Below are 21,469 nucleotides of genomic sequence, written 5' to 3' on the forward strand. Positions count from 1 at the left end.
CCACGAGTCTGTCTGGCATCTATATTCGGTAAATGCCGAATATGTCAAAGACCGAACTCTCGCGGGATCAGCGCCGCTTCGTCGAGGACCTCGCGGCCTTGCTGGTGCCATGGGGGATGCAGCCGAGCGTGGCCCACCTCTATGCCTACCTGCTGCTCTGCGACGAGCCGGCGTCGCTGGACGCGGTCACGGCGACGCTCGGCATGGCCAAGAGCAGCGCCAGTGTCGCGGCCCGCGCGCTTGAGCAGTTCGGCCTCGCCCGTCGTCACAGCGAGCCCGGCAGCAAGCGCATCCGCTACGGCGCCTCCACTTCCTATTCGGGTTTTATCGCCGCGCAGGCCGCGTTGATGGGCGATCTGGGGCGACTGATCGAAGAACGCGCGCGCGGGATATCGGAAGGCGAAACGCTGCGCCGATTGCGCTATCTGGGCTCGTTCAACCGCAAGATGGAAGCGACGATCCTCGGTCGCATAAGCGAGTTGTCCGACGAATTTATCGCGCACGGTCCGGACGCAGAATTGCAATGATCGCCTGAACTGGTCCGGTTCAGGCGCCCACCTGCCGCACGACATCCGCAACCAGCGCACGCAGCCAGCGATGCGCGGGATCGTGGCGGTAGCGCACATGCCACGCCATCTCGACCGGGAAAGTGCCGAGATCGGTCGGGGCCGGAAGCACCTTCAGCCGGGGATCATGTTCAAGCCGGCGGCAGATCAGCCGAGGCAATGTGGTGCAATAGTCGGTAACGGCAACCATCTCGGCCACCGCGAAGAAATTGGTGACGGAGATGGCCACATCGCGCTTCAGCTGCTGCTGCGCCAGCGCCTGAAACACGCCGGCACGGATGCGGCCCGGCGGCATGACATTGACGTGGCGCAGGCGTTCGAACTGCTCGCGCGAGATGGTGTCGCCGATCTCGGGATGGTCGGCGCGCAGCACGCATTCCAGGTGCTCGTCCATGAGGTGCTGCACCACCAGATTGTCCGGCGGATCGACAATGCGCCCCACCACCATCGCCGTCGTTCCGGAAACCACGCCGGTCTCGGTCAGGTCGTTGCCGTAGGGCGTGAGACGCAGCCTGATGCCCGGCGCTTCCGCGGCCAGCTTCGCGACGATGGCGGGCATCAGCGCGAACTCCACATAGCCGTTCGGGGCGATGGTGAAGAGCCGCTCGGCACTCGCAGGATCGAAATCCTGCTGGCCAAGTACCGCGTCGTCAAGCCGCGCGAGCGCATCCGCGATCCCCGGCGCCAGTTCGAGCGCAATCGGGGTTGGCTGGATGCCGTAGCGCTCGCGCACGAAGAGCTGGTCCTGTAACATCAGGCGCAGCCGCCCGAGCGCGTTGGAGAGTGCGGGCTGGGTCATGCCCAGTCGCTCGGCGGCACGGGTGACGCTGCGCTCCTCCATCAGTGCGACGAATATGGGCAACAGGTTGAGATCGTACCGCATCAGATATTATCTCATCGATATATCTTAAATCCAAGAAATAAAGTTCTGGAATGAGTGCTCATAGGCCATTTTCCGGTTGTCGGCGGATCACCGCCCGACTGCGATCCGAAGGAGGTTCAGATGACCAAGGGTAAAGTGCTCGTGCTCGGCTCCAATGCCACGCAGATCGAAGTTCAGGGCGGTTTTGGTCCGACCGGACAATATCTCAATGAAACCGTCGTGCCCGCGATGGCGCTGATTGCGGCCGGTTACGAGGTCGTGCTGGCGACGCCGACCGGCGCCAAGCCAACCATCGATCCCGCGTCCGATGCACCGGCGCATTTCGGGAACGATGTTGCCGCCTACGAACGCGCGAAGGCATTCTATGCGAACGATCCGTCGATGAACCAGGTCAGCACCCTGCGCGCGGTCATCGACGATGGCCTTGACCAGTTTGCCGGCGTGTTCGTGCCCGGCGGTCAGGCGCCCGTCGTCGATCTGATGCAGGATGCCGATGCCGGCGCGATCCTGCGCCATTTTCATGCCGCCGCCAAGCCGACCGCGCTGCTCTGCCACGGCCCGATCACCCTCGTCTCGGCGATGCAGAATGCCCCGGCCTTCCGCGCCGCGCTGATTGCCGGTGATGACGCCAAGGCCAAGGACATCGCGGCCGACTGGCCCTATGCCGGCTATCGGATGACGATCTTCTCCGCATCGGAGGAGAAATATGTCGAGGAGCAGATCCTCCACGCCAAGATGTACTTCGACATGCCGCAGGCGCTGCACGATGCCGGCGGCGAGGTCATCGTGACCGACATCGACTTTGCGCCCCACGTCGTCGTCGACCGCGAGTTGATTACCGGGCAGAACCCCAGCTCGGATCACCCCATTGCGGAGGCCTTGATCGCAGCGCTTGATCGGGCGAATGCATGAGGACGCGCATGACCGGCGGGGCGCTTCGCACGCGCCCTGCCGGATGGCTGGAAAGCACAGGAACAAGACCGATGACCGATACCGTCAAGATCGTGGCGACCCTTGTCGCCAGACCCGGCAAAGCGGAAGCACTGCGCGCGCTGCTGGATGGCATGATCGCGCCGAGCCGCGCCGAACCCGGCAATCTTCGCTACGATCTCTGGGTCGATCAGGCCCAGCCCAACCGGCTTCTGCTCGACGAACTCTATGCCAATCAGGCGGCGGTTGAATCGCACCGCGCCAGCCCGCATTTCCAGAACTATCTCTCGCAAATCAACGATCTCGCCGAGCGCGCGGCATGGACGCTCGATCCCCTGACAGTCTCCTGACACAAAGGAATCCCGACGATGGCCCTGAAAGACATTCTTCCCGGCAAGCTCGGCTTCGGCGCCGCCCCGCTGGGCAACATGTTCCGCGACATTCCCGAGGACGAAGCGCTCGCCACGGTCGAAGCCGCCTGGAACGACGGCATTCGCTATTACGACAACGCGCCGCTCTATGGCGCCGGGCTCGCCGAATTGCGCTTGGGTGAAGCGCTCGCAGGCAAGCCGCGCGACCAGTACGTGATCAGCACCAAGGTCGGCCGCATCATTCTTGACGAGCTGGAAGATATCAGCGCGCGCGAACAGGGCGAAAAGGCCGGGGTATTCGCGCATGGCCGCGCCAACCGCGTCGTCAACGACTATTCCTATGACGCCACCCTCCGCTCGATCGAGGGCAGCCTCAAGCGCCTGCGCACCGACCATATCGAGATCGCCTTCGTCCACGACCTTGCCCAGGATTTCTGGGGCGATGCCTGGCTGGAGAAGTTCGAGGAAGCGCGAAACGGTGCATTCAAGGCGCTCGACCGGCTGCGTGACGAAGGCACGATCAAGGCCTGGGGTCTGGGCGTCAACAAAGTCGAACCGATCGAGCTGCTGCTCGGTCTGAACGAACCTCGCCCCGACGCTTTCCTGCTCGCAGGCCGCTATACGCTGCTCGATCACGGTCAGGCGCTGCAGCGGGTGATGCCGATGGTGGCGGAGCGCGGTTTGGGGATCGTGGTGGGCGGCCCTTACAGCTCGGGCGCGCTCGTGGGCGGTCCCAATTTCGAATATGCGCCGGCGACGCCCGCTATCCTCGACAAAGTCGCCCGGATCAAGGCGATTGCCGACCGCTACGGCATCAGCATGAAGGCGGCGGGGCTCCAGTTCTCGCTCGCCAATCCGGCGGTCGCGGCCGTGATCCCCGGCGCGAGCCGGCCCGGCCGCATTGCCGAGGATCGCGCCGCGCTGGAAGAGGTCGTCCCGGCCGACTTCTGGCAGGAACTGCGCGCCGCCGCGCTGGTAGATCCGGCCGCGCCGCTCCCAGCCTAATTCTTATATCGAAGCCCGGTGACGTGCCGTCACCGGGCTTCCTCAGGAATCTGGCCGAACTTTGGAAAGGCAGCGGCGTTACACCGGTGCAACCGTCATCAAGGGGTCCGCGCTGTGCCCGACAAGCTTGTAATCTGGACATTCGACTGGGTACCCAACGGTCCGCGCGGCTTCGTGCGCGATCTGCGTCTCCGATGGGCGGCCGAGGAAGCGGGCCTGCCTTACGAAGTTTGCACCGTCCCTTTCGAAAATCGCGAAATCAATCATCTGGACCGACAGCCCTTCGGACAAGTGCCGTTCCTGACCGATGGCGATGTCCGGCTGTTCGAGAGTGGTGCCTGCCTGCTGCATCTGGCACGTCAAAGCGACACATTGATGCCGCGCGATCCCGTCGGTGAAGGCGAGACGCTTCAGTGGGTCATCGCCGCGCTCAATTCGATCGAGATGGTCAGCGTGCCGTGGTGGTTCCTGAAGATATCGGGCGAAACCGAAAACCGCCTGACGCCGTGGCTGGAGCGCAGACTTGCCCATATCGAGCGGGAATTGAGCGAACGGGACTGGTTGGCGGCAGGTCGCTTCACCGTCGCCGACCTTATCATGGCGGACGTATTGCGCGTGCCCGATGTCCGCGCGCATGGCGATCGTCCCGCGACGAAGGCCTATGTCGACCGCATCGTCAGCCGTCCCGCTTTCCTGAAAGCGAAAGCCGATCAGATCGCGCATTTTGCCGCCGCCGACCAGATGCGTGCGAACGACGGCTGAGGCGCCCCAATGGCGCCGCTTAGGAGTTTACGGCCTAATAGCGCCATGCCAGCGTCATGCGCGCCGCGCGGGCGAATTCGGGCCGGGCAAGGAAATATCCCGTGCTTCCGCCCGCATCGAACGAGCCAACTCGCGGGTTTCCTTCTGTCAGGCCGAGTGAATTCGTGAGGTTGCTGAGCTGCACGCTCAGTTCGAAACGATTGGACAGCGCCGCGCGGATCCGGGCGTTTATCATGGAGTAGGCCGGCAGCCGCTGGGTGTTGACCACGTCCGAAAAACGCTGCGAAAACCGCAGGAAATCCATCGCAAGAGTCAGCTTGCCGCCAAAAAGGTCCAGGCTCGGGCTGGCACGAAGCGACAGGCGCGGCACGCGGATCAGTTGATGGCCATCCGCATCTTCCGGCGAGCCATCGCCGTTTTCGTCCAGCTGCGTGTAGCGAAAGTTGTGATAGCGCGGATCCTGCAACGTTGCCTGCCAATCGAGGCGCAGCGGCCCGGCAATGCGGGCCTGACCGCTCAGTTCCAGCCCCCAGGTGGTCGTATCGGCTATCGAGGTCTGCTCGATGTAGGCATTGCTCGCCGTATCGAAGCGATAATCCGTGAACGGCAATCTCGCGAAGTGGGAACGGAATGCCACTGCCGTAAGGTTCCAGCTCCGGCGCTCCAGCGTCAAACCGGCTTCGGCCATCGTGATCGGCACCGGTGCGAGATCGGTGCCTTGGGGATTGTCCGTGAAATCGGTCGGCGCGGGCAGGCGCAGGGTGCGGGTAAAGCGTGCGAACGTGCCGACGCCGGGTGCGGGCCGATAGTTCGCCGCGAGTGTCCAGCTCAGACCCGAATAGGATTTGCCCACCGGGTCAATCACCCCGGTTCCGGTCAGCACGGCGTCGTCTGCCAGCGTTGCCGGATCGCCGAGGTCCACGGCGGTCGTTTCCTCCGTCCCGCCGCCGATCCGCACATGTTCCCACCGTGCTCCGAAATCGAGCCGCCAGTCCGGCGCGAGCTTCCACTCGTCCGCCCCGTAAATCGCCACGTTCTGCGAATTCAGCGTCGCGGAATTGTAGAGCGAGCCATAGCGCACGAAGCCGTTGTCGGTCAGCGCGCCAAGAACTTGTCCGGCAGAATCCAGCGCCAGCACGTCAAGCCTCCGCGCCTGCCCGCGCACGTCCAGCAGAACCGTACCCGTCTGCCGGTCGAACTTCATGTCCATGGCATCGAATGTCGCGCCGACCGCCAGATCGTGGTGTCCGGCCAGTTCGAAGGCGGTCGTGAAGCGCGCATCCGCCACGCCTTCGCGCAGCGGCATCTGCACCGCCATCAGGTTCGCGCCCACGACCAGTCCATTGCCGTTGCTCGAACTGGTGAAAGCGGCGCCGTCGTCGGTATATTGGATCCTGGCTGCGGTCGTGCCGGGCCACGCCGCGCGCAGTCTGTCCATGGCGCTGGCGATGTAATCCTCTGCCGTGGTGGGGCGACCGATGGGAAAGAGGCCGCTGCGCCGCGTCGTACCGGTCCGCTGCCGCGTCCGCAGTTCGATCGCACTACTACGGCCAAGGGCGATGCGCGCACTGAGCGAATAGAAGGTGATCCGGCTGGTCGTGCCCTGTGACAGGTCGAAATCCTGCGGACCCTGCGGGGTCAGGAATGCGACGTGGACATTGTCCGGCCCTGCCAGCGTATCACGCAGCGGATCGAAACCGTGGATCGCCTCCACCCGCCCGTTGGCGCCGAATTGCAGCGGCACCGGGAGGTAAAGGATAACCCTGTCGTCCAGATGCTTGACGTTGGCATCGATTTTCAGGCGACCGTCGTCGTAGGCGAGCGATGCCCGCAATTGCCCGCCCCGGTCCGCGTTGTAGCCCGGATCGCGCGGGCCCGCGTCGGTTCGATAGAAACCGCCGAGCCCGAGGCCGAGGTTGGATCCCAGTCGCACGCCCGCATAGCCATCGATACGGGCATAGCCAAAGCTTCCGCCGGTCAGGGATAGGTCCACACCGGGATGCTTAAGAGGATTGCGGGTGAGGAAATTGACGCTTCCACCCGGCGCATTGGGCACGAAGACAGCCGATGGACCGCCTCGCACGGCCTCGGCCCGCTCCACGCTGGCATCGGTGCGGAAGACCTGATCGGTATTGAGATAGCCCAGCCCGCCATCGTACTGGACCGGCAGCCCGTCTTCGAAAATGGCGACGGAAGAATAGCCGTCGGTCGGTATGCCCCGTGCACGCACATTGTTGCTGGCCTCGCCGCCGCTGGCCTCTACCCAGAAACCGGGGATCTGCTGGAACAAGGCCGCCGTGGAGATCGCGCCTTCGCGCATGACAGTGCCGTGGTCGATATCTGTCAGCGCATAGCTCAGCTCGGACCGCAGCAGCGGCGCATTCACGGCGCGGCCAGTGACCACGATATCCTCCGGCGGCGTGACTGGCGGCGGCGGCGCCGCAGGACGAGGGGCTGGAGGCGTGATCCGGGGCGGCGCGGGAGGAGGTGCCGTCTTGCTGACCGGAGCGGGGCGCAACACGACAAGACTCGCCTCGAACCGCGCCACGGCCAGTGGCTGTCCGCGCAGCAGCGCATCCAGCGCGGCGCGTGCCCGCATGCGCCCGTGAAGGCCCGGACTGTGCAGACGCGCCGCCTGAGCATAGGGATAAAGAATCTGCACCCCGGCCTGATGGCCGAATTCATCCAGCGCGCTGGCAAGATTTCCGGCGGGGATGTCGAAAGTCCGTACTTGCGTCGGCCCCTGCACGGCCTCCTGCTCCCGCGCCGCAAGCGGCTGGGCCGTGCACGCAAGCGCCGTCACGGCGCAAGGGGCCGCCGCCAGCAGGCGCATTGCTCGCTTGTACATGACCTGCACGTTCGCCTGTTTGGCGCCCCGATTCGCGTGTTATTCGGGCATGCTGGTGCAACGGCCTTGCGACAGCTTCATGTCATCCACCGCCAGTCGGCGTGGGAGCGGAGATGAGCTGGATCTTGCCGTCGTGCCAACGGTGCTGGATGCCGAAGCCGTCTTCCAGTGAACGCAGGAAATCGTCAGGCTGGCTGATCCGGAATTCGCCGCCCAGCCGCGTCGATGCAATGGCGGGCTCAGCCACCACGATCGAATAGGGCAGGTAGCGATTGTATTCGGCAACGGCCTGACCCAGCGTCATGCCGTTGAACACGATCCGGCCGCCCTCCCATGCCGTGGCATCGGCGGCGACCTGCGGATCCAGCGGCTCGATCGACAGTCCGCTTCCGCGTGCCACGGCCACGTGGCCGCTGCCGATGGTGTAGGACTGCACTTTCGCACTGCCCGCCAGCACCATCAGGCGCGCCGTATCGGGCTCAAGTCGCAGGCCGAACCGGCCGGGCGTCAGTTCGGCTCCGATCGCATCGCTGTGAAGGCGCAGCGCGCTATCGCCTGCCCGGACATCGAACAGCGCTTCCCCGCGCTCAAGCCAGATCGACCGTTCGTTCCCAAAGTGCCAGCCGATCCGCGAATTGGTGTTGAGGGTGGCCGTGCTGCCGTCGGGCAGCATGATTTGGCGGCGCTCGCCCACCATGGTTTCGGCGTAGGCGCGCTGGGGAACCGCGAGCCAGGCCGTGACCCCGCCCGCCGCAAGCATCGCAGCCAATCCCGCGCTCAGCGCCGTGCGGCGCGACATCGCCGAGGATGCGGCGCCGCGCGATCCCGCCTCATAGTAAGCATGTTCCGCCGCCAACTCCGGCTGCCCGGAGGTTTCCAGAAGCCCCGGAACGCGGGGATCGGCCGTGCGGCGCCAGGTTGCGGCTGCTTGTGCGAAGGCGGAGGCATGACGGGGATCGGCATTGCGCCAGACTTCGAAGGCCGTCTCGTCAGCCGTGCCGCAGTCAAGCGCGACAAGCCAGGCGGCAGCCTGATCGATCAGGTCGTCTCGCGACGATTCCTTATAGTATTCGTCTTGTCCGTCGCCTCGCATTGAATCGAATTCTCCGCCCCGTTTTGCCCGTCTCGCCCCGCGAGGCGACGAATCAGCAACCGCAGGCCCTTGACCAAGTGCGTCTCCACTGTGGAGACGGATATGTTCATCTTTTCCGCTACCTGAGGCGGGGGCAAACCTTCGACCCTGCGCAGATAGAGCGCCTCACGCATGCGCGGCGGCAGTTCCTGCATGGCGGAGACAACGCGGTCAAGCTCGGAGCGATCTGCGGCCACGACATCGGGCGTCGGTTGCTCATCCGCGATCTCTGCCCGGTGCAGCAAGGCCGCATCGCCGATCCGCACCACGTCGGCCCGGCGTGCCTTCTCGATTGCCAGATTGCGGATGATGCGGATGGTGAAGGCGTGGGGATTGGCGATGGAACGCCAGTTATCCAGCGCGAACAGGCGGGCATAGGCCTCCTGCACCAGTTCTTCCGCATCGTCGGCATTGCGCACGATGCTGGCCGCGTAGCGACGGTGACGATCTCGATGGAAGAAGACGTGATCGGCGAACCACACGTCGATGTCGCGCAGCCACGCCATAGCTTCCCGTTCACTCCCTCATGCGCTCCGTGGGGGTCCGGGTAGCTGGGCGATATGACATCTGGCTGACACTCGGCTCCCCGCCCGGACGAAATATTTTTTTGCCGCCGCTAGCGGAAAGCCAGTCCTTCCACGTCCTCCCCTCGAATGCCGCGAACCACTTCGCCCGAACCTGCGAAGCGGCGGGGCAAACGCGTGCAAGGGCCCATTCTGCTTCTTTCGAATGGCGCCGTTTCAGTGAGTTAAGGGGTAATTCCATGCGATCGTTGCTGCTGACATCTTCTCTCGTTGCCCTGGCGATTGCCGCCCCTGCCCGCGCGCAGGACGCCGCTCCCGCGCCCGCCCCTGCTGCCGATGCAGACAAGAGCGGCTACAACGAAATCATTGTCACCGGCCGCGCCGGTACCGGCGAACTGACCAAGGCGCAGACCAGCTATTCGGTCACCAATATCGACGAGGAAAAGCTTCGCCTCCAGGCGCCCACCAGCGTCACGGAATCGCTCAAGTCCGTCCCCGGTTTCTGGGTCGAGGCTTCGGGCGGCGAGGCCAGCGGCAACGTGCGCGCACGCGGCGTGCCGGTGGATGGCTTCGGCTCTATCCAGCTGCTGGAAGACGGCATGCCGGTCCAGCACGATCCGGCGCTGGGCTATCTCAATGCCGACCAAGCGTTCCGCCTCGATGAAACGATCGACCGCGTCGAAGTGGTGCGCGGCGGTCCCTCGGCGCTGTTCTATTCAAACGCTCCGGCCGGTGCCGTGAACTACATTCCGCGCCAGGTGGGCGATACGCCCGAAGGTCTGGTGAAACTGTCGGTGGGAGCGGACAGCCTCTACCGCGCGGATTTCTGGGTCGGCACGCCGATCGGCGACGGCTGGAAACTGGCCGCCGGCGGCTTCTACCGGGCCGAGGACGGCGTGCGCGATCCGGGCTTTACCGGCAATCAGGGCGGCCAGATCCGCGCCACGCTCTCGCGCGACTGGAGCAACGGCCACTTCAGCCTCGACGTCAAGCGGATGGATGACAAGGTCATCTTCTACACCGGCATTCCGATGACTTACGACAACGACGGCAATATTGTCGCGGTGAACGGTTTCAGCGGCCACACCGGTACTGTTGCCGGTCCCGAAACGCAGCTGATCAAGATGATCCAGGGCGACGGCAGCACTTATACTTTCGACAATACCGAAGGCACCCACGTCAAGCGCACGCAGATCTCGGGCAAGTTCGATTTCGAACCGGCCGACGGCTGGCGCGTCAGCGAGGCGATGCGCTACAACGACACCTGGACCCAGCGCAACGGCGTCTATCCCAATTCCATCCAGACCGCGCAGAGCCTGCTCGACTCCTCGTCGTCGCTGCTGTCGCTGGTGCCGGGCGCAAGCGCGCTGGGGCTGCGCTACACCACCAGCGGCGAGATGTTCGACACCGCGAACCAGAACGGCAACGGCCTCGTCATCGTCGGCGGCCTGCGCGGGATCACCATGCCGGTGAAGGAATTCATGAGCGACACGCGCATCGCCCACAAGTTCGACATGGGCGGAACGACCCACAACGTGACCTTCGGCTACTATTACGCGCACCTTGACGAGAGCTTCAGCCGCTATTCCTCGACCGCGCTGCTCGACGTGCAGGACAACGCCCGCCTGCTCGACCTCGTCGGGCTCGACAGCAGCGGCAAGGTGATCTCGCCGATCACCGACAACGGCATCTATCGCTACGGATACGAGTGGGAAGACGCGCATGGCCAGCAGACCACCAACGCGCTTTACCTCACCGACGAGTGGCAGATCACGCCTGCCCTGCGCATCGACGCCGGCGTGCGGTGGGAAACGATGAATACCCGGGGGACCGTCGGGCTGAAGAGCACCGTGAACCTCGGCACGTTCGCCACATCGAACATCCTGACCGGCAGCGGCGTCTATGCCAATTACGACGACACTTTCAGCCATGCCACGTGGACGGCGGGCGTGAACTACCAGTTCAACGACCGTTCCGGCGTCTTCGCGCGCTATACTTACGCCAACCGCCTGCCTAGCCTTGGCAACTACGTCACCAACGCCACCGCCACCCCCTATATCCAGACGATGAGCCTTGGCGAAGCCGGCTTCAAGTATGCCAGCCCGCTGGTCGAATTCTACGCGACCGGCTTCTGGACGCGGTACAACAACGTCAGCTTCACCAACTACATCTTCGACCTCAACGGCTCGACGACGAGCCAGACGCTCTATGCCGATACCCAGACCTTCGGCCTCGAACTCGAAGGCACGCTGCGCCCCACCTCGTGGTTCGACATCTCCGGCACGGCGACGCTTCAGGATCCGCGCTACAAGGGCCTGACGTATACCGACAACACCGGCGCACTGAACGACTTCGACGGCAAGCGCCTGATCCGCGTGCCCATCACCAGCCTTCGGGTCGTGCCGGGCTTCAACTTGCTGGATAACCGCCTGCGCCTTCAGGGGTCGGTGGAATACGAAGGCGCGCGCTATGTCGATACCGCCAATTCGGTGAAGCTGCCCGCCTATACCACCATCAACCTCAGCGCGAGCTTCGCCGTGAACGACCGCCTGACTGTCTACGGCTATGTCGACAACGTGAACAATTCGCTGGGCCTGACCGAGGGCAATCCGCGCGCGGGCGAAGTCCAGAACGGCGAGGCCGGGGCGAGCGTGTTCATCGCCCGTCCGCTGCTGGGCCGCAACTTCCGCGCCTCGGTCCTCTACAAGTTCTGATGGCCTTGAGAGCCCTTGCTCGCTCCGTCCTGCCGCTGCTCCTCGTCATGGGAGCAGCGGTTCCGGCCATGGCGGCTCCCGATGAGGCCAGCGCAGACGCGGCCGTCCGGCCTTTCGCAACGCTGACCGGCACGATGACGCGCGCCGACCACGAGCATTACCGCGAGATACCTTTCACCCTGCCCGCCGGAGTGACGCGGCTGACAATCCGCTTCAGCTACGAAGGCAGGGATCAGAAGGCCGCCATCGACATGGGGCTGATCGACCCCCAGCGCCTGCGCGGCTGGAGCGGCGGTGCGCGCAGCGGCATGACGCTGGCCGAGGCCGACGCGACGCCGGGTTACCTCCCCGGCCCGCTTCCTGCAGGCAATTGGCATCTCCTGCTGGGCGTGCCGAACTTGCGCGTCGGCGCGCAGGCGCCGTGGAAAGCCGAGATCTTCGTCGAACGCGGCCCTGCCGTGACCTCGTTCGCCGACGCGCCGCTGAGCAACAGGCCCGGCTGGTATCGCGGCGACTTGCACATGCACACCGGCAACAGCGACGGCAAATGCAGCGCCCAGAGCGGCAAGCGGGTGCCTTGCCCGGTCTACCGCACGCTGGAAGCCGCTTCCGCGCGAGGCCTCGATTTCATTGCGGTGACCGACCACAACACCACCGCGCAATATGACGCCCTGCGCGAACTCCAGCCCGCCTTCGACCAGTTACTGCTCGTCCCCGGCCGCGAGATCACGACGTTCTACGGCCATGCCAATGTCTTCGGCATCACCGGCCTGCTGGACTGGCGGATGACCGCACCGAGCTGGGCCGAGGCGCGCAAGTGGATAGAGGCGGCGAACCGGGCGGGCGGCATCGTCTCGCTCAATCACGCCGGATCGCCAAGCGGAGAGAACTGCATGGGCTGCGGCTGGCGGGTTCCCGACGTCCCGCCCAGCGCAATCGGCGCGGTGGAAGTGGTCAACGGGGGGACGATGGCGGAAACGGGTCGGCCGGACAGTCCCAATCAGGGCATCGGCCTGTGGGACCGCCTCCTTGCCACCGGCGCGCATATCACCGGCATCGGCGGCAGCGACAACCATGACGCACCGCCAGCGGACAAGCTGCCCAACCCGGTCGGCACGCCGACGACAGTCGTTTACATGAGCGAGCTTTCCGTCCCCGCTTTCCTGGCGGGCATCCGTTCCGGCCGCGTCTTCATCGACATCGAGGGCACGGGCAGGCGCATGCTCGATCTTGCCGCCAGTGCGCAAGGCAAGACAATCCACATGGGCGGAACGCTTGAAGTGGCGGCAGGCGCCGACGTCAGCCTCACGCCGCAAGTGGCAGGCGTCACGCAAGGGACACTGGCGCTGCTGGTCGACGGCGTGGCGGCCCCCGATCTCACGCGCGGGATCGATAGCACGGACGGCGCAATGACGTGGCGCAGCGACGGCAAACGACACTGGATCCGCACGGAAGTCCGCGATGGCTCGGGCAGACTGATCCTGCTCGGCAATCCGGTCTATATCACTCCTGTCCGCTAGGAGGGATGGGGGACAAATCAGCCGTCACGGCAAAATGTCCCCCCGCTCGCCATCCAACCCAAATCCCGTCATCCCCGCGAAGGCGGGGATCCCGCTTTTTTGTCGCGAAACGAGAGGTTGCAAAGAAGCGGGGCCCCCGCCTTCGCGGGGGCGACGAAGTCGGGACGCCGTTCACACCGCCGGGCTCACTGATAGCGCAGCGTCTTCTCGAACCCCTCGTTGGCCTTGGTCATCTTCGCCAGCTTCCTGAGCTGACCGCGCACATGCCGCTCGAACCGGGCGTCGTCATAGATGCCCGTCACCCGGTACTCGTCCTGACCGATCAGTTCCTTCAGACGCTTGGCGAATGCGGCCTGATCGTTTGTGCAGTCCGCATCCTTCAGGCTCCGACAGACCCATTCCTCTGCCGCTGCCTTGTCGTAATCGTCCTGCGCCTCATACCCGCGCCTGTCCGCTGCGGCTTGATCCAGTTTCGCAGCCTCGAACCGGCGCGCCAGCCATTTGCGCACCTGTTCCCCATCCCATGCCTTTGCCGGATCGCTCATCACATTCTCCAAACTTTGGCGGCCATAGCCCAAACCCACAGGAAAAGGACAGAAACGAAGTCCGCAATGCGCAGCCGGCCCGGAATCAGATTGAACCGAAAAGGAGCCAATATTTCAGCGCTCTCCGCCAAGTGACGATTTTTCGATTCTATGAGGTGTAAATACCGGAAGCGGCGCGAAGAAATTGTCGCGCGGCGAAGGGTAGCGACTACCTTGAAGGAATCGAGCGATGCCCACGATGCAGGACAAGCGACAGGACTTTCTCTGGCTCGTGCAACTCTGGATCCAGCGCGAAAGAGACATCACCGGCTGGACGGCAACCTGCGGCGATGCCGTCGCGGCCAGCTATCGCATTCCGGCATCCATGACCGCGCGGGATGCCGCTTTCGACTTCATGTCCTTCAACAGCGAGGCCTTCCGCGGCGACATCGAAAACAAGTGCCCCGCGTGGATGATGGGGCTGGACGATCCCCGCTATTGCTAGGGGAGAAGGTCCGCCCGCCTCGGTATCCGGACGGTGAACACGCTGCCCTTGCCCACGCCGCCGCTGGCCACGGTGATCGTTCCTCCGTGCAGGGCAAGCAGCTGATGCACCAGGGCGAGGCCGACCCCAAGCCCGCCCGCCGCGTGTTGCCGGTGATCGGGAACCTGCACGAAGATCTGGAAAATCCGCGACTGCATGTCGGCCGGAATGCCCACGCCGTTATCGGCGACCTCGATCTCCACGTGATCTGCCGCCGAGCGGGCGCGTAGCGAAATCTCGCCGCCGTTCGGCGTATATTTCGCGGCATTGTTGAGCAGGTTCGCAACGACTTGCGCCAAACGGGTGTGGTCGGCCTCAAGCCAGACCGGCTCGGCCGGAATGTCGGTCGTGAACTTGTGCCCGGCACTTTCCAGATTGTTCCGGCACCCCTGGATGGCAGAACGCAGGATGGTCTGGAGTTCGATGCGCTCCTTTTGCAGCGAGATCTTGCCCTCGCTGATACGCGCGGTGTCGAGGAGATCCTCGATAAGGCGCGAGAGGTGGAATATCTGAAGCTCCATGCTCTCGCGGATCGTCACGCTCTCGTCCGCCGAGCGGCGCTGCAGGAGTTGCAAGCCGGAACTGAGCGCCGCCAGCGGGTTGCGCAATTCGTGCCCCAGCACCGCCAGGAACTCGTCCTTGCGCCGATCCACTTCCTGAAGCGCCTGCGAGGCGGCTTTCAATTCGTCGCGCTGCGCCGCCACCAGCTGGCGCTGGCGGTGGAGTTCGAAGAAGACATTGGCCTTGCTGCGCAGGATGTCCGCCTCGATCGGCTTCTGGATGAAATCGACCGCGCCTGCCTCATAGCCACGGAAACGGCGCTGTTTGTCGGCGCTTCCGGCCGTGACGAAGATGATCGGAATATGCCGCGTACGCTCGCTGCCGCGCATGAATTCGGCAAGTTCGAAACCGTCGACTTCGGGCATCTGCACATCGAGAAACGCCAGCGCCACTTCGTGTTCGAGCAGCAATTCAAGCGCCTCGTCCGCCGAACGGGCGGTCAGCAGGACCAGTCCGTCGCGCTTCAGCAAGGCCGCAAGCGCGATGAGGTTCTCATCGAGATCGTCGACCAGCAGAAATTTAACCGGGGGAGTCATGCGCCCTCACCCTTCCCGACTTCCAGGAGAAAGTCCGCGATCCCGGCCAGCGACAGCACGCGCGCCTCGGGACATTCGGACAGCGCCGCCAGCGGCATCGCATCCGCATAGGCAATCGAGGGGTCTTCCACGAGCAGGATGCCTCCCGCTTGGGCAATGGCGCGAAGTCCGGCGGCTCCGTCCTGGTTCGCGCCGGTAAGGACGATCCCGACAAGCGCACCGCCATAAGCGTCCGCCGCGCTTTCGAACAGCACGTCAATCGCCGGACGCGAATGGAGGACCGCCTCGTCGCTAGACAGCGACAGCGTGCCCCCGGCCTCCACCAGCAAGTGGTAATCCGGCGGCGCGAAATAGGCGGTGCCGCCCAGCACTGGCTCCTTGTCCTCAGCCTCGCGCACGGCGATCCGGCATTTGCCGGCGAACAGCGGCGCCAGCATGTTGCCGCCGTCCGCCGGGATATGGACCACGATCAGGATCGGCAGCGGGAACGTCGACGGCAGCGCGGGCAGGACCTCCGAAAGCGCCTGAATGGCGCCGGCCGAGGCGCCGATCACAACTGCGCGGGGAATGGGGGGACAAGGGATGGGAATATCGGCCGTCATACCTCGCGCTTTCTGTAGATTTTTTCCTCGCGCACGAAGTCGCTGAAGGCGTCGGCATGGGCCGAAAAGCGCATGCTTTCCTTGGCGCCCAGACCCATGAAGCCGCCGCGGATCAACGAATCCCGGAAAAGGCCAATGGCCCGGTCCTGCAACTCGCGGTCGAAATAGATCAGGACATTGCGACAGGAAATCAGGTGCATCTCCGAGAATACGGCATCGGTGACCAGACTGTGGTCCGAGAATACCACACGGTCCCGCAGGCTCTTGTCGAAAACGGCGTTGCCATAGGCCGTGCTGTAATAGTCCGAGAGCGACGACCGGCCGCCCGAGGCACGATGGTTTTCGGTGAAGGTCCTGATCCGGTCGAGCGAGTAGATCCCGCGCGAAGCCATGTCGAGCGCGTCCTGACTGATATCGGTCGCGTAGAATAGCGTCCGTTCCTCCAGCCCTTCCTCACGGAACAGGATCGCGAACGAGTGCAGTTCCTCCCCCGCGCTGCACCCGGCGATCCAGACTTTGAGCGAGGGGTAGGTGCGCAAATGCGGCACCACTTTCTCGCGGATCGCCTTGAAGTACGACGGGTCGCGAAACATCTCGCTGACCTGGACCGTCAGAAAGCTCAGCAGCCGGGGCAGCATGGCCGGATCGTGCAGCAGGGCTTCCTGAAGACCCGAAAACGTCTCGAACCCAAGCTGCCCGCGCGCCTGACGCAGGCGGCGGCGCAGCGATGCCTGCGAGTATTTGCGGAAGTCGTAGTGGTAGCGCTGGAACAGCGCTTCCAGCAGCAACCGGATCTCGATATCCTCGACCGCGTCCGACATTTAGCGCGGCATCCAGACGCGGACGAGTGACAGCAGTTTGTCGACATCGAGCGGCTTGGCCATGTAGTCGTTCGCGCCCGCCTCGATGCAGCGCTGCTGGTCGTCCGGCATGGCCTTGGCCGTCAGCGTGATGATCGGCAGCTTCTTCCAGCGCGGATCGGTCCGGATCTCCCGCGTCGCCGTCAGCCCGTCCATCACCGGCATCATCACGTCCATGAGCACGAGGTCGATGGCCGTGCCGCCGTCAGCGGCCGATTTCTCCAGCTTGTCGATCGCGTCCCGTCCGTTCCTGGCAACCTCAATGATCGCGCCGCGCGGTTCGAGGATGTTGGTCAGCGAGTAGACGTTGCGCACATCGTCCTCGACCAGCAGGATCCGCCGTCCTTCGAGAATGGCGTCGCGGCTGCGCGCCTGCTGGATCATGCGCTGCTGTTCGGGCGGCAGTTCGGTCACCACCTGGTGGAGGAACAGCGTCACCTCGTCGAGCAGCCGTTCCGGCGAACGCGCGCCCTTGATGATGATCGAATCCGAATAGCGCCGCAGCCGCTGTTCGTCGTCGGGCGACAGGTCGTGCCCGGTATAGACGATCACCGGCAGGACGCCGTGGCGGCCTTCCTTTTTCAGCGTCTCCAGCAGCGCGAAGCCCGAGGCATCGGGCAAGTTCAGGTCGAGCACCATGCAATCGAAAGTCTCGCGTTCAAGCCGCTCCAGACATTCCGCCGCCGTGCCCACGCCCACCGTCTCCACGCCCGCCGTGGCGAGCAGGCTGGCGACGGCGTCGCGCTGCACCTGATCGTCCTCAACGATGAGGACCCGGCGCACGCTCTGCGCCATCTTGGCCGCCAGCGCCTTGAGCACTTCGACCAGCTCGTCGCGCTTCACCGGCTTGACCAGATAGCCGATCGCCCCAAGCGACAGCGCGGTCTGGGCATGGTCGCTCGCGGATACGACGTGGACCGGGATGTGCCGCGTGGCCCCGTCGCTCTTGAGGTGATCCAGCAGGACCAGCCCCGATTGATCGGGCAAGCCCAGATCGAGCACCACGGCATTGGGCTTGAACTGGCGCGCCAGTTCGAGCGCTTCGCCTGCGGTCCCCGCGACCAGACACTGGAAACCCAGTTCGCGCGACAGGTCGCGCACGATACCGGCGAAGCTTCCGTCGTCCTCGACCACCAGCAGGATCCGATCGGCGGCGCCAAGCCGCTCGCGGTCGTCCTCCACCCGGCGCGGCAGTCGCGCCGGGGCCTTGGGGACTTGCGGTTCCACGCGGCGAACCGCAGGCGTGCCCGCGGCGATTGCCAGCCCCTCGCTGCGCGGCGCGGCCGTCGGGTCGAGCGACAGCGGGATGGACAGCGTGAAACGGCTGCCTTCGCCGGGCTTGCTCTCCAGTTCGATTGCCCCGCCGAGCAGCCGCGCCAATTCCCGTGAAATCGACAGGCCCAGCCCCGTCCCGCCATATTGGCGACTGATCGTGCCATCCGCCTGACGGAAGGCTTCGAAGACTTCGCGCTGCTGGTCCTCGGCGATGCCGATGCCGGTGTCACGCACCGAAATGGCGAGCCGATCCGCGCCGCCGCGTGCGATCGAAAGATCGACCCGTCCCGCTTCGGTGAACTTGAACGCGTTGGACAGCAGATTCTTGAGGATCTGGTCCAGCCGCTGGCGATCGGTATCGATCGTGTCGGGACAATCGGGGGAAACGGCAATGCCAAATTCCAGCCCGCGCTCACTCGCCACCGGCTCGAACAGCTGCCGCATGTCGGTCACCAGCCGATCGAGCGCGACAGTCTCGGGCCGGACCTGGACGTGACCGGCCTCGATCTTCGAAAGGTCGAGGATATCGTTGATCAGCGCCAGCAGGTCATTGCCCGAGGACTGGATGGTAACGGCGTATTTCACCTGTTCTTCGGTGAGATTGCCCGCCGGATTGTCGCCCAGCAGCTTGGACAGGATCAGCAGCGAATTCAGCGGCGTCCGCAGCTCGTGCGACATGTTCGCGAGGAAATCGGACTTGTAGCGGCTGGCCCGCTCCAGTTCGCTGGCCTTCTGTTCGACCGCCGTGTTGGACCGGGCAAGGTCGTCGCGCTGGCTTTCCAACTGCTGCGCCTGCTCTTCCAGCTGGGCATTGGTCTGTTCCAGCTCCACTTGCTGCTGTTCGAGCCGGACCTGCGATTCCTTGAGCGCGCGGCCCTGCTCTTCCAGTTCCTCGTTGGAGACGCGCAGTTCCTCGCTCTGGACCTGCAGCGTTTCCGACTGGCGCTGCGTTTCCTCCAGCAAGTTGCGCAGTTCGGTGCGGAACCTTGCGGAGCGCAAGGCGACGCCGATCGGCGCCGAAGCCTCCGACAGAAACGCCACGGCCAGGTCATCGACAGGGCCCAGGAAGCCAAGTTCGATCACCCCATGCACCGCCTCGTCCGCACAGACCGGCGAGATCACCAGATGGCGCGGCTTGTCGTGGCCCAGCCCCGATCCGATGGTCAAATAGCCGTCGGGGATATCACTCAGCACCGTATGTTCGCGCTCGGCTACGGCACGGCCGAGTAGTCCGTCCTTGATCGTGAAACTCTCCAGCACGCCCGCCTCGGCAGGCACGCCCAGCGTCGCCACCCGCTGGTAGCGCGCGCCGTCTCCCGCATAAATGGCGCCGCCCTGTGCATCGAGGAACTTGCTGAGGAACGAGAGAATGTTCTCGCCCAGTTGCCCGGTCGAAGGGTCCCCCAGCATGGCCGCGGCAAGCTGGGCCTGCCCCGCCTGAAGCCATTGCTGCCGGTCCCGCGCAATCGTCGCGCGGCGAAGCAGGAACGCGATCACCAGTGTCAGGGCAATGCCCAGCACGGTCGAGAGAACGCCGCTGGTCCAGGCGCTCTTGTAGGCGCCGTCCATTTCGTCGAGCCTGAGCTGGCGCAGCCGCAGTTCTTCCTGCTGCATCTCACCCAGCTGGGCACGGATCGCATCCATCTCGATCTTGCCGCGATCGGTGGAGACCACGGCGAGCGCCGCGTCGCGGCCCTGCTTGCGGCGCAAGTCGATGGTCTGCCCCAGCTCCGCCAGCTTCGCGTCCATGTGACGGCGAAGCGTCGCCAGTCTTGCCTGCTGCGAAGGGTTGTCCCGGGTGAGCGCACCGATGGCATCGAACTTGGAACCGAGCCGGGTAACCGCCGCCGTATAGGGCGCGAGATACTCCTCGTTACCCGTCAGCAGATAGCCGCGCTGGCCGGTTTCGGCATCCTGAATGACGGAAAGGAGTTCGTCGAGCGAGGCGATGACATCGTGCGAATGCGCGATCTTGCCGGTATCGTCGCGCAGCATTTCGATATTACGGAAGGCCACCGTGCCGCTGATGAGAAAAAACAGCACCACGGCCACAAGGCCCAGCCACACCCGGCCATCAAGACCGGATTTTGGCCCGGATTTTGGCATCACCCTCTCGGGCGCCTGTGAAGGCGACATTTTCCCCAACCCCCGAAATCACAGAAAATTGGCCGCGAGCAGCGGCCATTCGTCCGACAAATCAAAATCGTCCGCCTGAGCGCGGACCATGCGACACCAAACGCATGAAGTCCGACATTGTTTCCCGGGCGCCGCGAAACTGCAACCCTCCCCGGCGGCATCGGGCGGCGGGCTACAGTTTCGTCAGCCGCCTCGCAGTTCGCAGGCCAGTTGCTCGACAAGGGTTTTCAGCCACTCCAGACCCGCATCCGATGTGGATTGCGAACGTGCGATCATGCTCATCTCGATGGCGATGCCCGGTTCGGCCGATTCCAGAATGGCGATCCCCGCGCGCTTCTGTTCGGATAGAGCAAGCTGGCGCGGGACGAGCGCGATGAGATCGGATCGCGCCACCACGGCAACCGCCGTGAAAACATCGTAGACAATCGCAGGCGTCAGGTCCGAGCCGTGGATTTCGGCAGGAATTGTCTGCTCGGGAAGGTAGGGCGTCTCCAGACTGTCGTCCCCGGCCGAACGGGCAGGTGCGAAAGTGCGGACCGGGTCAAAGCCGATGTGCGGCAAGGCGAGGAGTTCCGCATGGGTGAGCCCGGCGGCAACCAGCGGATTTGACTGCGCGGCGATCCAGACCAGTTCCTCCCGAAGCAGGGTCCGGGACGCGATGCGCGCGGGCAGGCGCGTGAAGGCCCCCAGCGCAAGGTCGACCGTGCTGTCCTCCAGCAGGCCAAGCAAGTCCGTGCGAATGGGCATGGCGCGGAACGTGACCCCCGGAGCATGCTTGCGGGCTGCCGCGATCAGGCCCGGGATCAGCGAGGCGCAGAAGTATGTCGACGCCGCGATGGTGAACGTGCGGTTCGATGTCCGGGGATCGAAACCGCTGGGCAGGACAGCCTCGCCCAGCCGTGCCAGCCCTTCGCGGATGGCGGGAGCCATGGCGCGGGCGCGCGGCGTGGGTTGCAAGGTTCCGCCGGTCCGCACGAACAGCGGATCGCCAAGCAATTCCCGCAGGCGCCGCAGCGCATGGCTGACGGCGGATTGGGTCAGGCCCAGCCTGTCGGCGGTGCGCGTCACGCTGCGCAGTTCGAAGAGGACATCGAATACCGCAAACAGATTCAGATCGGGCTTCGTCATGAGTGCTATTCATACTGTTCAGAAATAATGTTCACTAGGCTAATAAAT

General features: G+C 64.5%; 18 protein-coding genes. 8 read left to right on the forward strand and 10 right to left on the reverse strand.

What is annotated here, in order from left to right; genetic code table 11:
* The first annotated feature begins 41 nt into the window (after positions 1 to 41).
* On the forward strand, positions 42 to 527 hold the full coding sequence (locus AC1VVK_RS23840; protein WP_482905646.1) for a GbsR/MarR family transcriptional regulator: 486 nt from the start codon (positions 42 to 44) through the stop codon (positions 525 to 527).
* A gap of 19 nt (positions 528 to 546) precedes the next feature.
* Here the strand turns inward: AC1VVK_RS23840 and AC1VVK_RS23845 are convergent, their stop codons facing one another.
* Entirely contained in the window at positions 547 to 1,449 is a 903-nt protein-coding gene (locus tag AC1VVK_RS23845) for a LysR family transcriptional regulator (protein WP_482905647.1), read from the reverse strand.
* A gap of 120 nt (positions 1,450 to 1,569) precedes the next feature.
* Between AC1VVK_RS23845 and AC1VVK_RS23850 the strand changes: the two genes are divergently transcribed.
* The 4 genes from AC1VVK_RS23850 to AC1VVK_RS23865 all read left to right on the forward strand — a co-directional run bounded on the left by AC1VVK_RS23850 (position 1,570) and on the right by AC1VVK_RS23865 (position 4,517).
* On the forward strand, positions 1,570 to 2,361 hold the full coding sequence (locus AC1VVK_RS23850; protein WP_482905648.1) for a type 1 glutamine amidotransferase domain-containing protein: 792 nt from the start codon (positions 1,570 to 1,572) through the stop codon (positions 2,359 to 2,361).
* A gap of 71 nt (positions 2,362 to 2,432) precedes the next feature.
* On the forward strand, positions 2,433 to 2,729 hold the full coding sequence (locus AC1VVK_RS23855) for a putative quinol monooxygenase (RefSeq protein ID WP_482905649.1): 297 nt from the start codon (positions 2,433 to 2,435) through the stop codon (positions 2,727 to 2,729).
* 18 nt (positions 2,730 to 2,747) lie between these two features.
* Complete coding sequence (locus AC1VVK_RS23860; RefSeq protein WP_482905650.1) at positions 2,748 to 3,755, forward strand: aldo/keto reductase; 1,008 nt, start codon at positions 2,748 to 2,750, stop codon at positions 3,753 to 3,755.
* Between the two features lie 114 nt (positions 3,756 to 3,869).
* On the forward strand, positions 3,870 to 4,517 hold the full coding sequence (locus AC1VVK_RS23865) for a glutathione S-transferase family protein (RefSeq protein ID WP_482905651.1): 648 nt from the start codon (positions 3,870 to 3,872) through the stop codon (positions 4,515 to 4,517).
* A 34-nt stretch (positions 4,518 to 4,551) separates the two neighbouring features.
* Here AC1VVK_RS23865 and AC1VVK_RS23870 read toward each other — a convergent pair whose 3' ends face one another.
* The 3 genes from AC1VVK_RS23870 to AC1VVK_RS23880 all read right to left on the reverse strand — a co-directional run bounded on the left by AC1VVK_RS23870 (position 4,552) and on the right by AC1VVK_RS23880 (position 9,003).
* Positions 4,552 to 7,365: a TonB-dependent receptor gene (locus AC1VVK_RS23870; protein WP_482905652.1), complete on the reverse strand. Its 2,814-nt coding sequence runs from the start codon at positions 7,363 to 7,365 to the stop codon at positions 4,552 to 4,554.
* An 82-nt stretch (positions 7,366 to 7,447) separates the two neighbouring features.
* Positions 7,448 to 8,458: a FecR family protein gene (locus tag AC1VVK_RS23875; RefSeq protein ID WP_482905653.1), complete on the reverse strand. Its 1,011-nt coding sequence runs from the start codon at positions 8,456 to 8,458 to the stop codon at positions 7,448 to 7,450.
* Entirely contained in the window at positions 8,404 to 9,003 is a 600-nt protein-coding gene (locus AC1VVK_RS23880) for an RNA polymerase sigma factor (protein ID WP_482905654.1), read from the reverse strand. The genes AC1VVK_RS23875 and AC1VVK_RS23880 overlap by 55 nt, the downstream gene beginning before the upstream one ends.
* 257 nt (positions 9,004 to 9,260) lie before the next feature.
* On the opposite strand from AC1VVK_RS23880, the gene AC1VVK_RS23885 reads away from it, so the two are divergent.
* Both AC1VVK_RS23885 and AC1VVK_RS23890 read left to right on the forward strand, forming a co-directional pair.
* The gene (locus AC1VVK_RS23885) at positions 9,261 to 11,735 is read left to right on the forward strand and encodes a TonB-dependent receptor (RefSeq protein ID WP_482905655.1); all 2,475 of its coding nucleotides are present in this window, start codon (positions 9,261 to 9,263) and stop codon (positions 11,733 to 11,735) included.
* The gene (locus tag AC1VVK_RS23890; protein WP_482905656.1) at positions 11,735 to 13,255 is read left to right on the forward strand and encodes a CehA/McbA family metallohydrolase; all 1,521 of its coding nucleotides are present in this window, start codon (positions 11,735 to 11,737) and stop codon (positions 13,253 to 13,255) included. Before AC1VVK_RS23885 ends, AC1VVK_RS23890 begins: the two co-directional genes overlap by 1 nt.
* Positions 13,256 to 13,440: 185 nt before the next feature.
* Here the strand turns inward: AC1VVK_RS23890 and AC1VVK_RS23895 are convergent, their stop codons facing one another.
* Positions 13,441 to 13,800, reverse strand: a complete 360-nt coding sequence (locus tag AC1VVK_RS23895; RefSeq protein WP_482905657.1) for a hypothetical protein — start codon at positions 13,798 to 13,800, stop codon at positions 13,441 to 13,443.
* Between the two features lie 229 nt (positions 13,801 to 14,029).
* Here AC1VVK_RS23895 and AC1VVK_RS23900 point away from each other — a divergent pair, with 229 nt between their 5' ends.
* Positions 14,030 to 14,284 (forward strand): hypothetical protein, encoded by a 255-nt coding sequence (locus AC1VVK_RS23900; protein ID WP_132391242.1) that lies wholly within the window; start codon positions 14,030 to 14,032, stop codon positions 14,282 to 14,284.
* Here the strand turns inward: AC1VVK_RS23900 and AC1VVK_RS23905 are convergent.
* The 5 genes from AC1VVK_RS23905 to AC1VVK_RS23925 all read right to left on the reverse strand — a co-directional run bounded on the left by AC1VVK_RS23905 (position 14,281) and on the right by AC1VVK_RS23925 (position 21,421).
* Complete coding sequence (locus tag AC1VVK_RS23905; RefSeq protein ID WP_482905658.1) at positions 14,281 to 15,420, reverse strand: hybrid sensor histidine kinase/response regulator; 1,140 nt, start codon at positions 15,418 to 15,420, stop codon at positions 14,281 to 14,283. The two genes, AC1VVK_RS23900 and AC1VVK_RS23905, sit on opposite strands and share 4 nt — an antisense overlap.
* On the reverse strand, positions 15,417 to 16,022 hold the full coding sequence (locus tag AC1VVK_RS23910; protein ID WP_482905659.1) for a chemotaxis protein CheB: 606 nt from the start codon (positions 16,020 to 16,022) through the stop codon (positions 15,417 to 15,419). The genes AC1VVK_RS23905 and AC1VVK_RS23910 overlap by 4 nt, the downstream gene beginning before the upstream one ends.
* Positions 16,019 to 16,843, reverse strand: a complete 825-nt coding sequence (locus AC1VVK_RS23915) for a CheR family methyltransferase (protein WP_132391248.1) — start codon at positions 16,841 to 16,843, stop codon at positions 16,019 to 16,021. The genes AC1VVK_RS23910 and AC1VVK_RS23915 overlap by 4 nt, the downstream gene beginning before the upstream one ends.
* The gene (locus tag AC1VVK_RS23920; RefSeq protein ID WP_482905660.1) at positions 16,844 to 20,263 is read right to left on the reverse strand and encodes a response regulator; all 3,420 of its coding nucleotides are present in this window, start codon (positions 20,261 to 20,263) and stop codon (positions 16,844 to 16,846) included. It lies immediately after the preceding gene.
* A 213-nt stretch (positions 20,264 to 20,476) separates the two neighbouring features.
* Entirely contained in the window at positions 20,477 to 21,421 is a 945-nt protein-coding gene (locus AC1VVK_RS23925) for a LysR family transcriptional regulator (RefSeq protein WP_482905661.1), read from the reverse strand.
* Positions 21,422 to 21,469: the final 48 nt, after the last annotated feature.

This window comes from Novosphingobium sp. BL-S-32, assembly GCF_056857055.1.

Excerpts from the sequence above, each read along its gene's own strand:
- AC1VVK_RS23845 (WP_482905647.1), bottom strand. The coding sequence starts at position 1,449 with ATGCGGTACGATCTCAACCTGTTGCCCATATTCGTCGCACTGATGGAG.
- AC1VVK_RS23890 (WP_482905656.1), top strand. The coding sequence starts at position 11,735 with ATGGCCTTGAGAGCCCTTGCTCGCTCCGTCCTGCCGCTGCTCCTCGTC.
- AC1VVK_RS23915 (WP_132391248.1), bottom strand. The coding sequence starts at position 16,843 with ATGTCGGACGCGGTCGAGGATATCGAGATCCGGTTGCTGCTGGAAGCG.
- AC1VVK_RS23875 (WP_482905653.1), bottom strand. The coding sequence starts at position 8,458 with ATGCGAGGCGACGGACAAGACGAATACTATAAGGAATCGTCGCGAGAC.
- AC1VVK_RS23910 (WP_482905659.1), bottom strand. The coding sequence starts at position 16,022 with ATGACGGCCGATATTCCCATCCCTTGTCCCCCCATTCCCCGCGCAGTT.
- AC1VVK_RS23905 (WP_482905658.1), bottom strand. The coding sequence starts at position 15,420 with ATGACTCCCCCGGTTAAATTTCTGCTGGTCGACGATCTCGATGAGAAC.
- AC1VVK_RS23880 (WP_482905654.1), bottom strand. The coding sequence starts at position 9,003 with ATGGCGTGGCTGCGCGACATCGACGTGTGGTTCGCCGATCACGTCTTC.
- AC1VVK_RS23900 (WP_132391242.1), top strand. The coding sequence starts at position 14,030 with ATGCCCACGATGCAGGACAAGCGACAGGACTTTCTCTGGCTCGTGCAA.
- AC1VVK_RS23885 (WP_482905655.1), top strand. The coding sequence starts at position 9,261 with ATGCGATCGTTGCTGCTGACATCTTCTCTCGTTGCCCTGGCGATTGCC.
- AC1VVK_RS23925 (WP_482905661.1), bottom strand. The coding sequence starts at position 21,421 with ATGACGAAGCCCGATCTGAATCTGTTTGCGGTATTCGATGTCCTCTTC.
- AC1VVK_RS23840 (WP_482905646.1), top strand. The coding sequence starts at position 42 with ATGTCAAAGACCGAACTCTCGCGGGATCAGCGCCGCTTCGTCGAGGAC.
- AC1VVK_RS23850 (WP_482905648.1), top strand. The coding sequence starts at position 1,570 with ATGACCAAGGGTAAAGTGCTCGTGCTCGGCTCCAATGCCACGCAGATC.
- AC1VVK_RS23920 (WP_482905660.1), bottom strand. The coding sequence starts at position 20,263 with ATGCCAAAATCCGGGCCAAAATCCGGTCTTGATGGCCGGGTGTGGCTG.
- AC1VVK_RS23895 (WP_482905657.1), bottom strand. The coding sequence starts at position 13,800 with ATGAGCGATCCGGCAAAGGCATGGGATGGGGAACAGGTGCGCAAATGG.
- AC1VVK_RS23860 (WP_482905650.1), top strand. The coding sequence starts at position 2,748 with ATGGCCCTGAAAGACATTCTTCCCGGCAAGCTCGGCTTCGGCGCCGCC.
- AC1VVK_RS23855 (WP_482905649.1), top strand. The coding sequence starts at position 2,433 with ATGACCGATACCGTCAAGATCGTGGCGACCCTTGTCGCCAGACCCGGC.
- AC1VVK_RS23870 (WP_482905652.1), bottom strand. The coding sequence starts at position 7,365 with ATGTACAAGCGAGCAATGCGCCTGCTGGCGGCGGCCCCTTGCGCCGTG.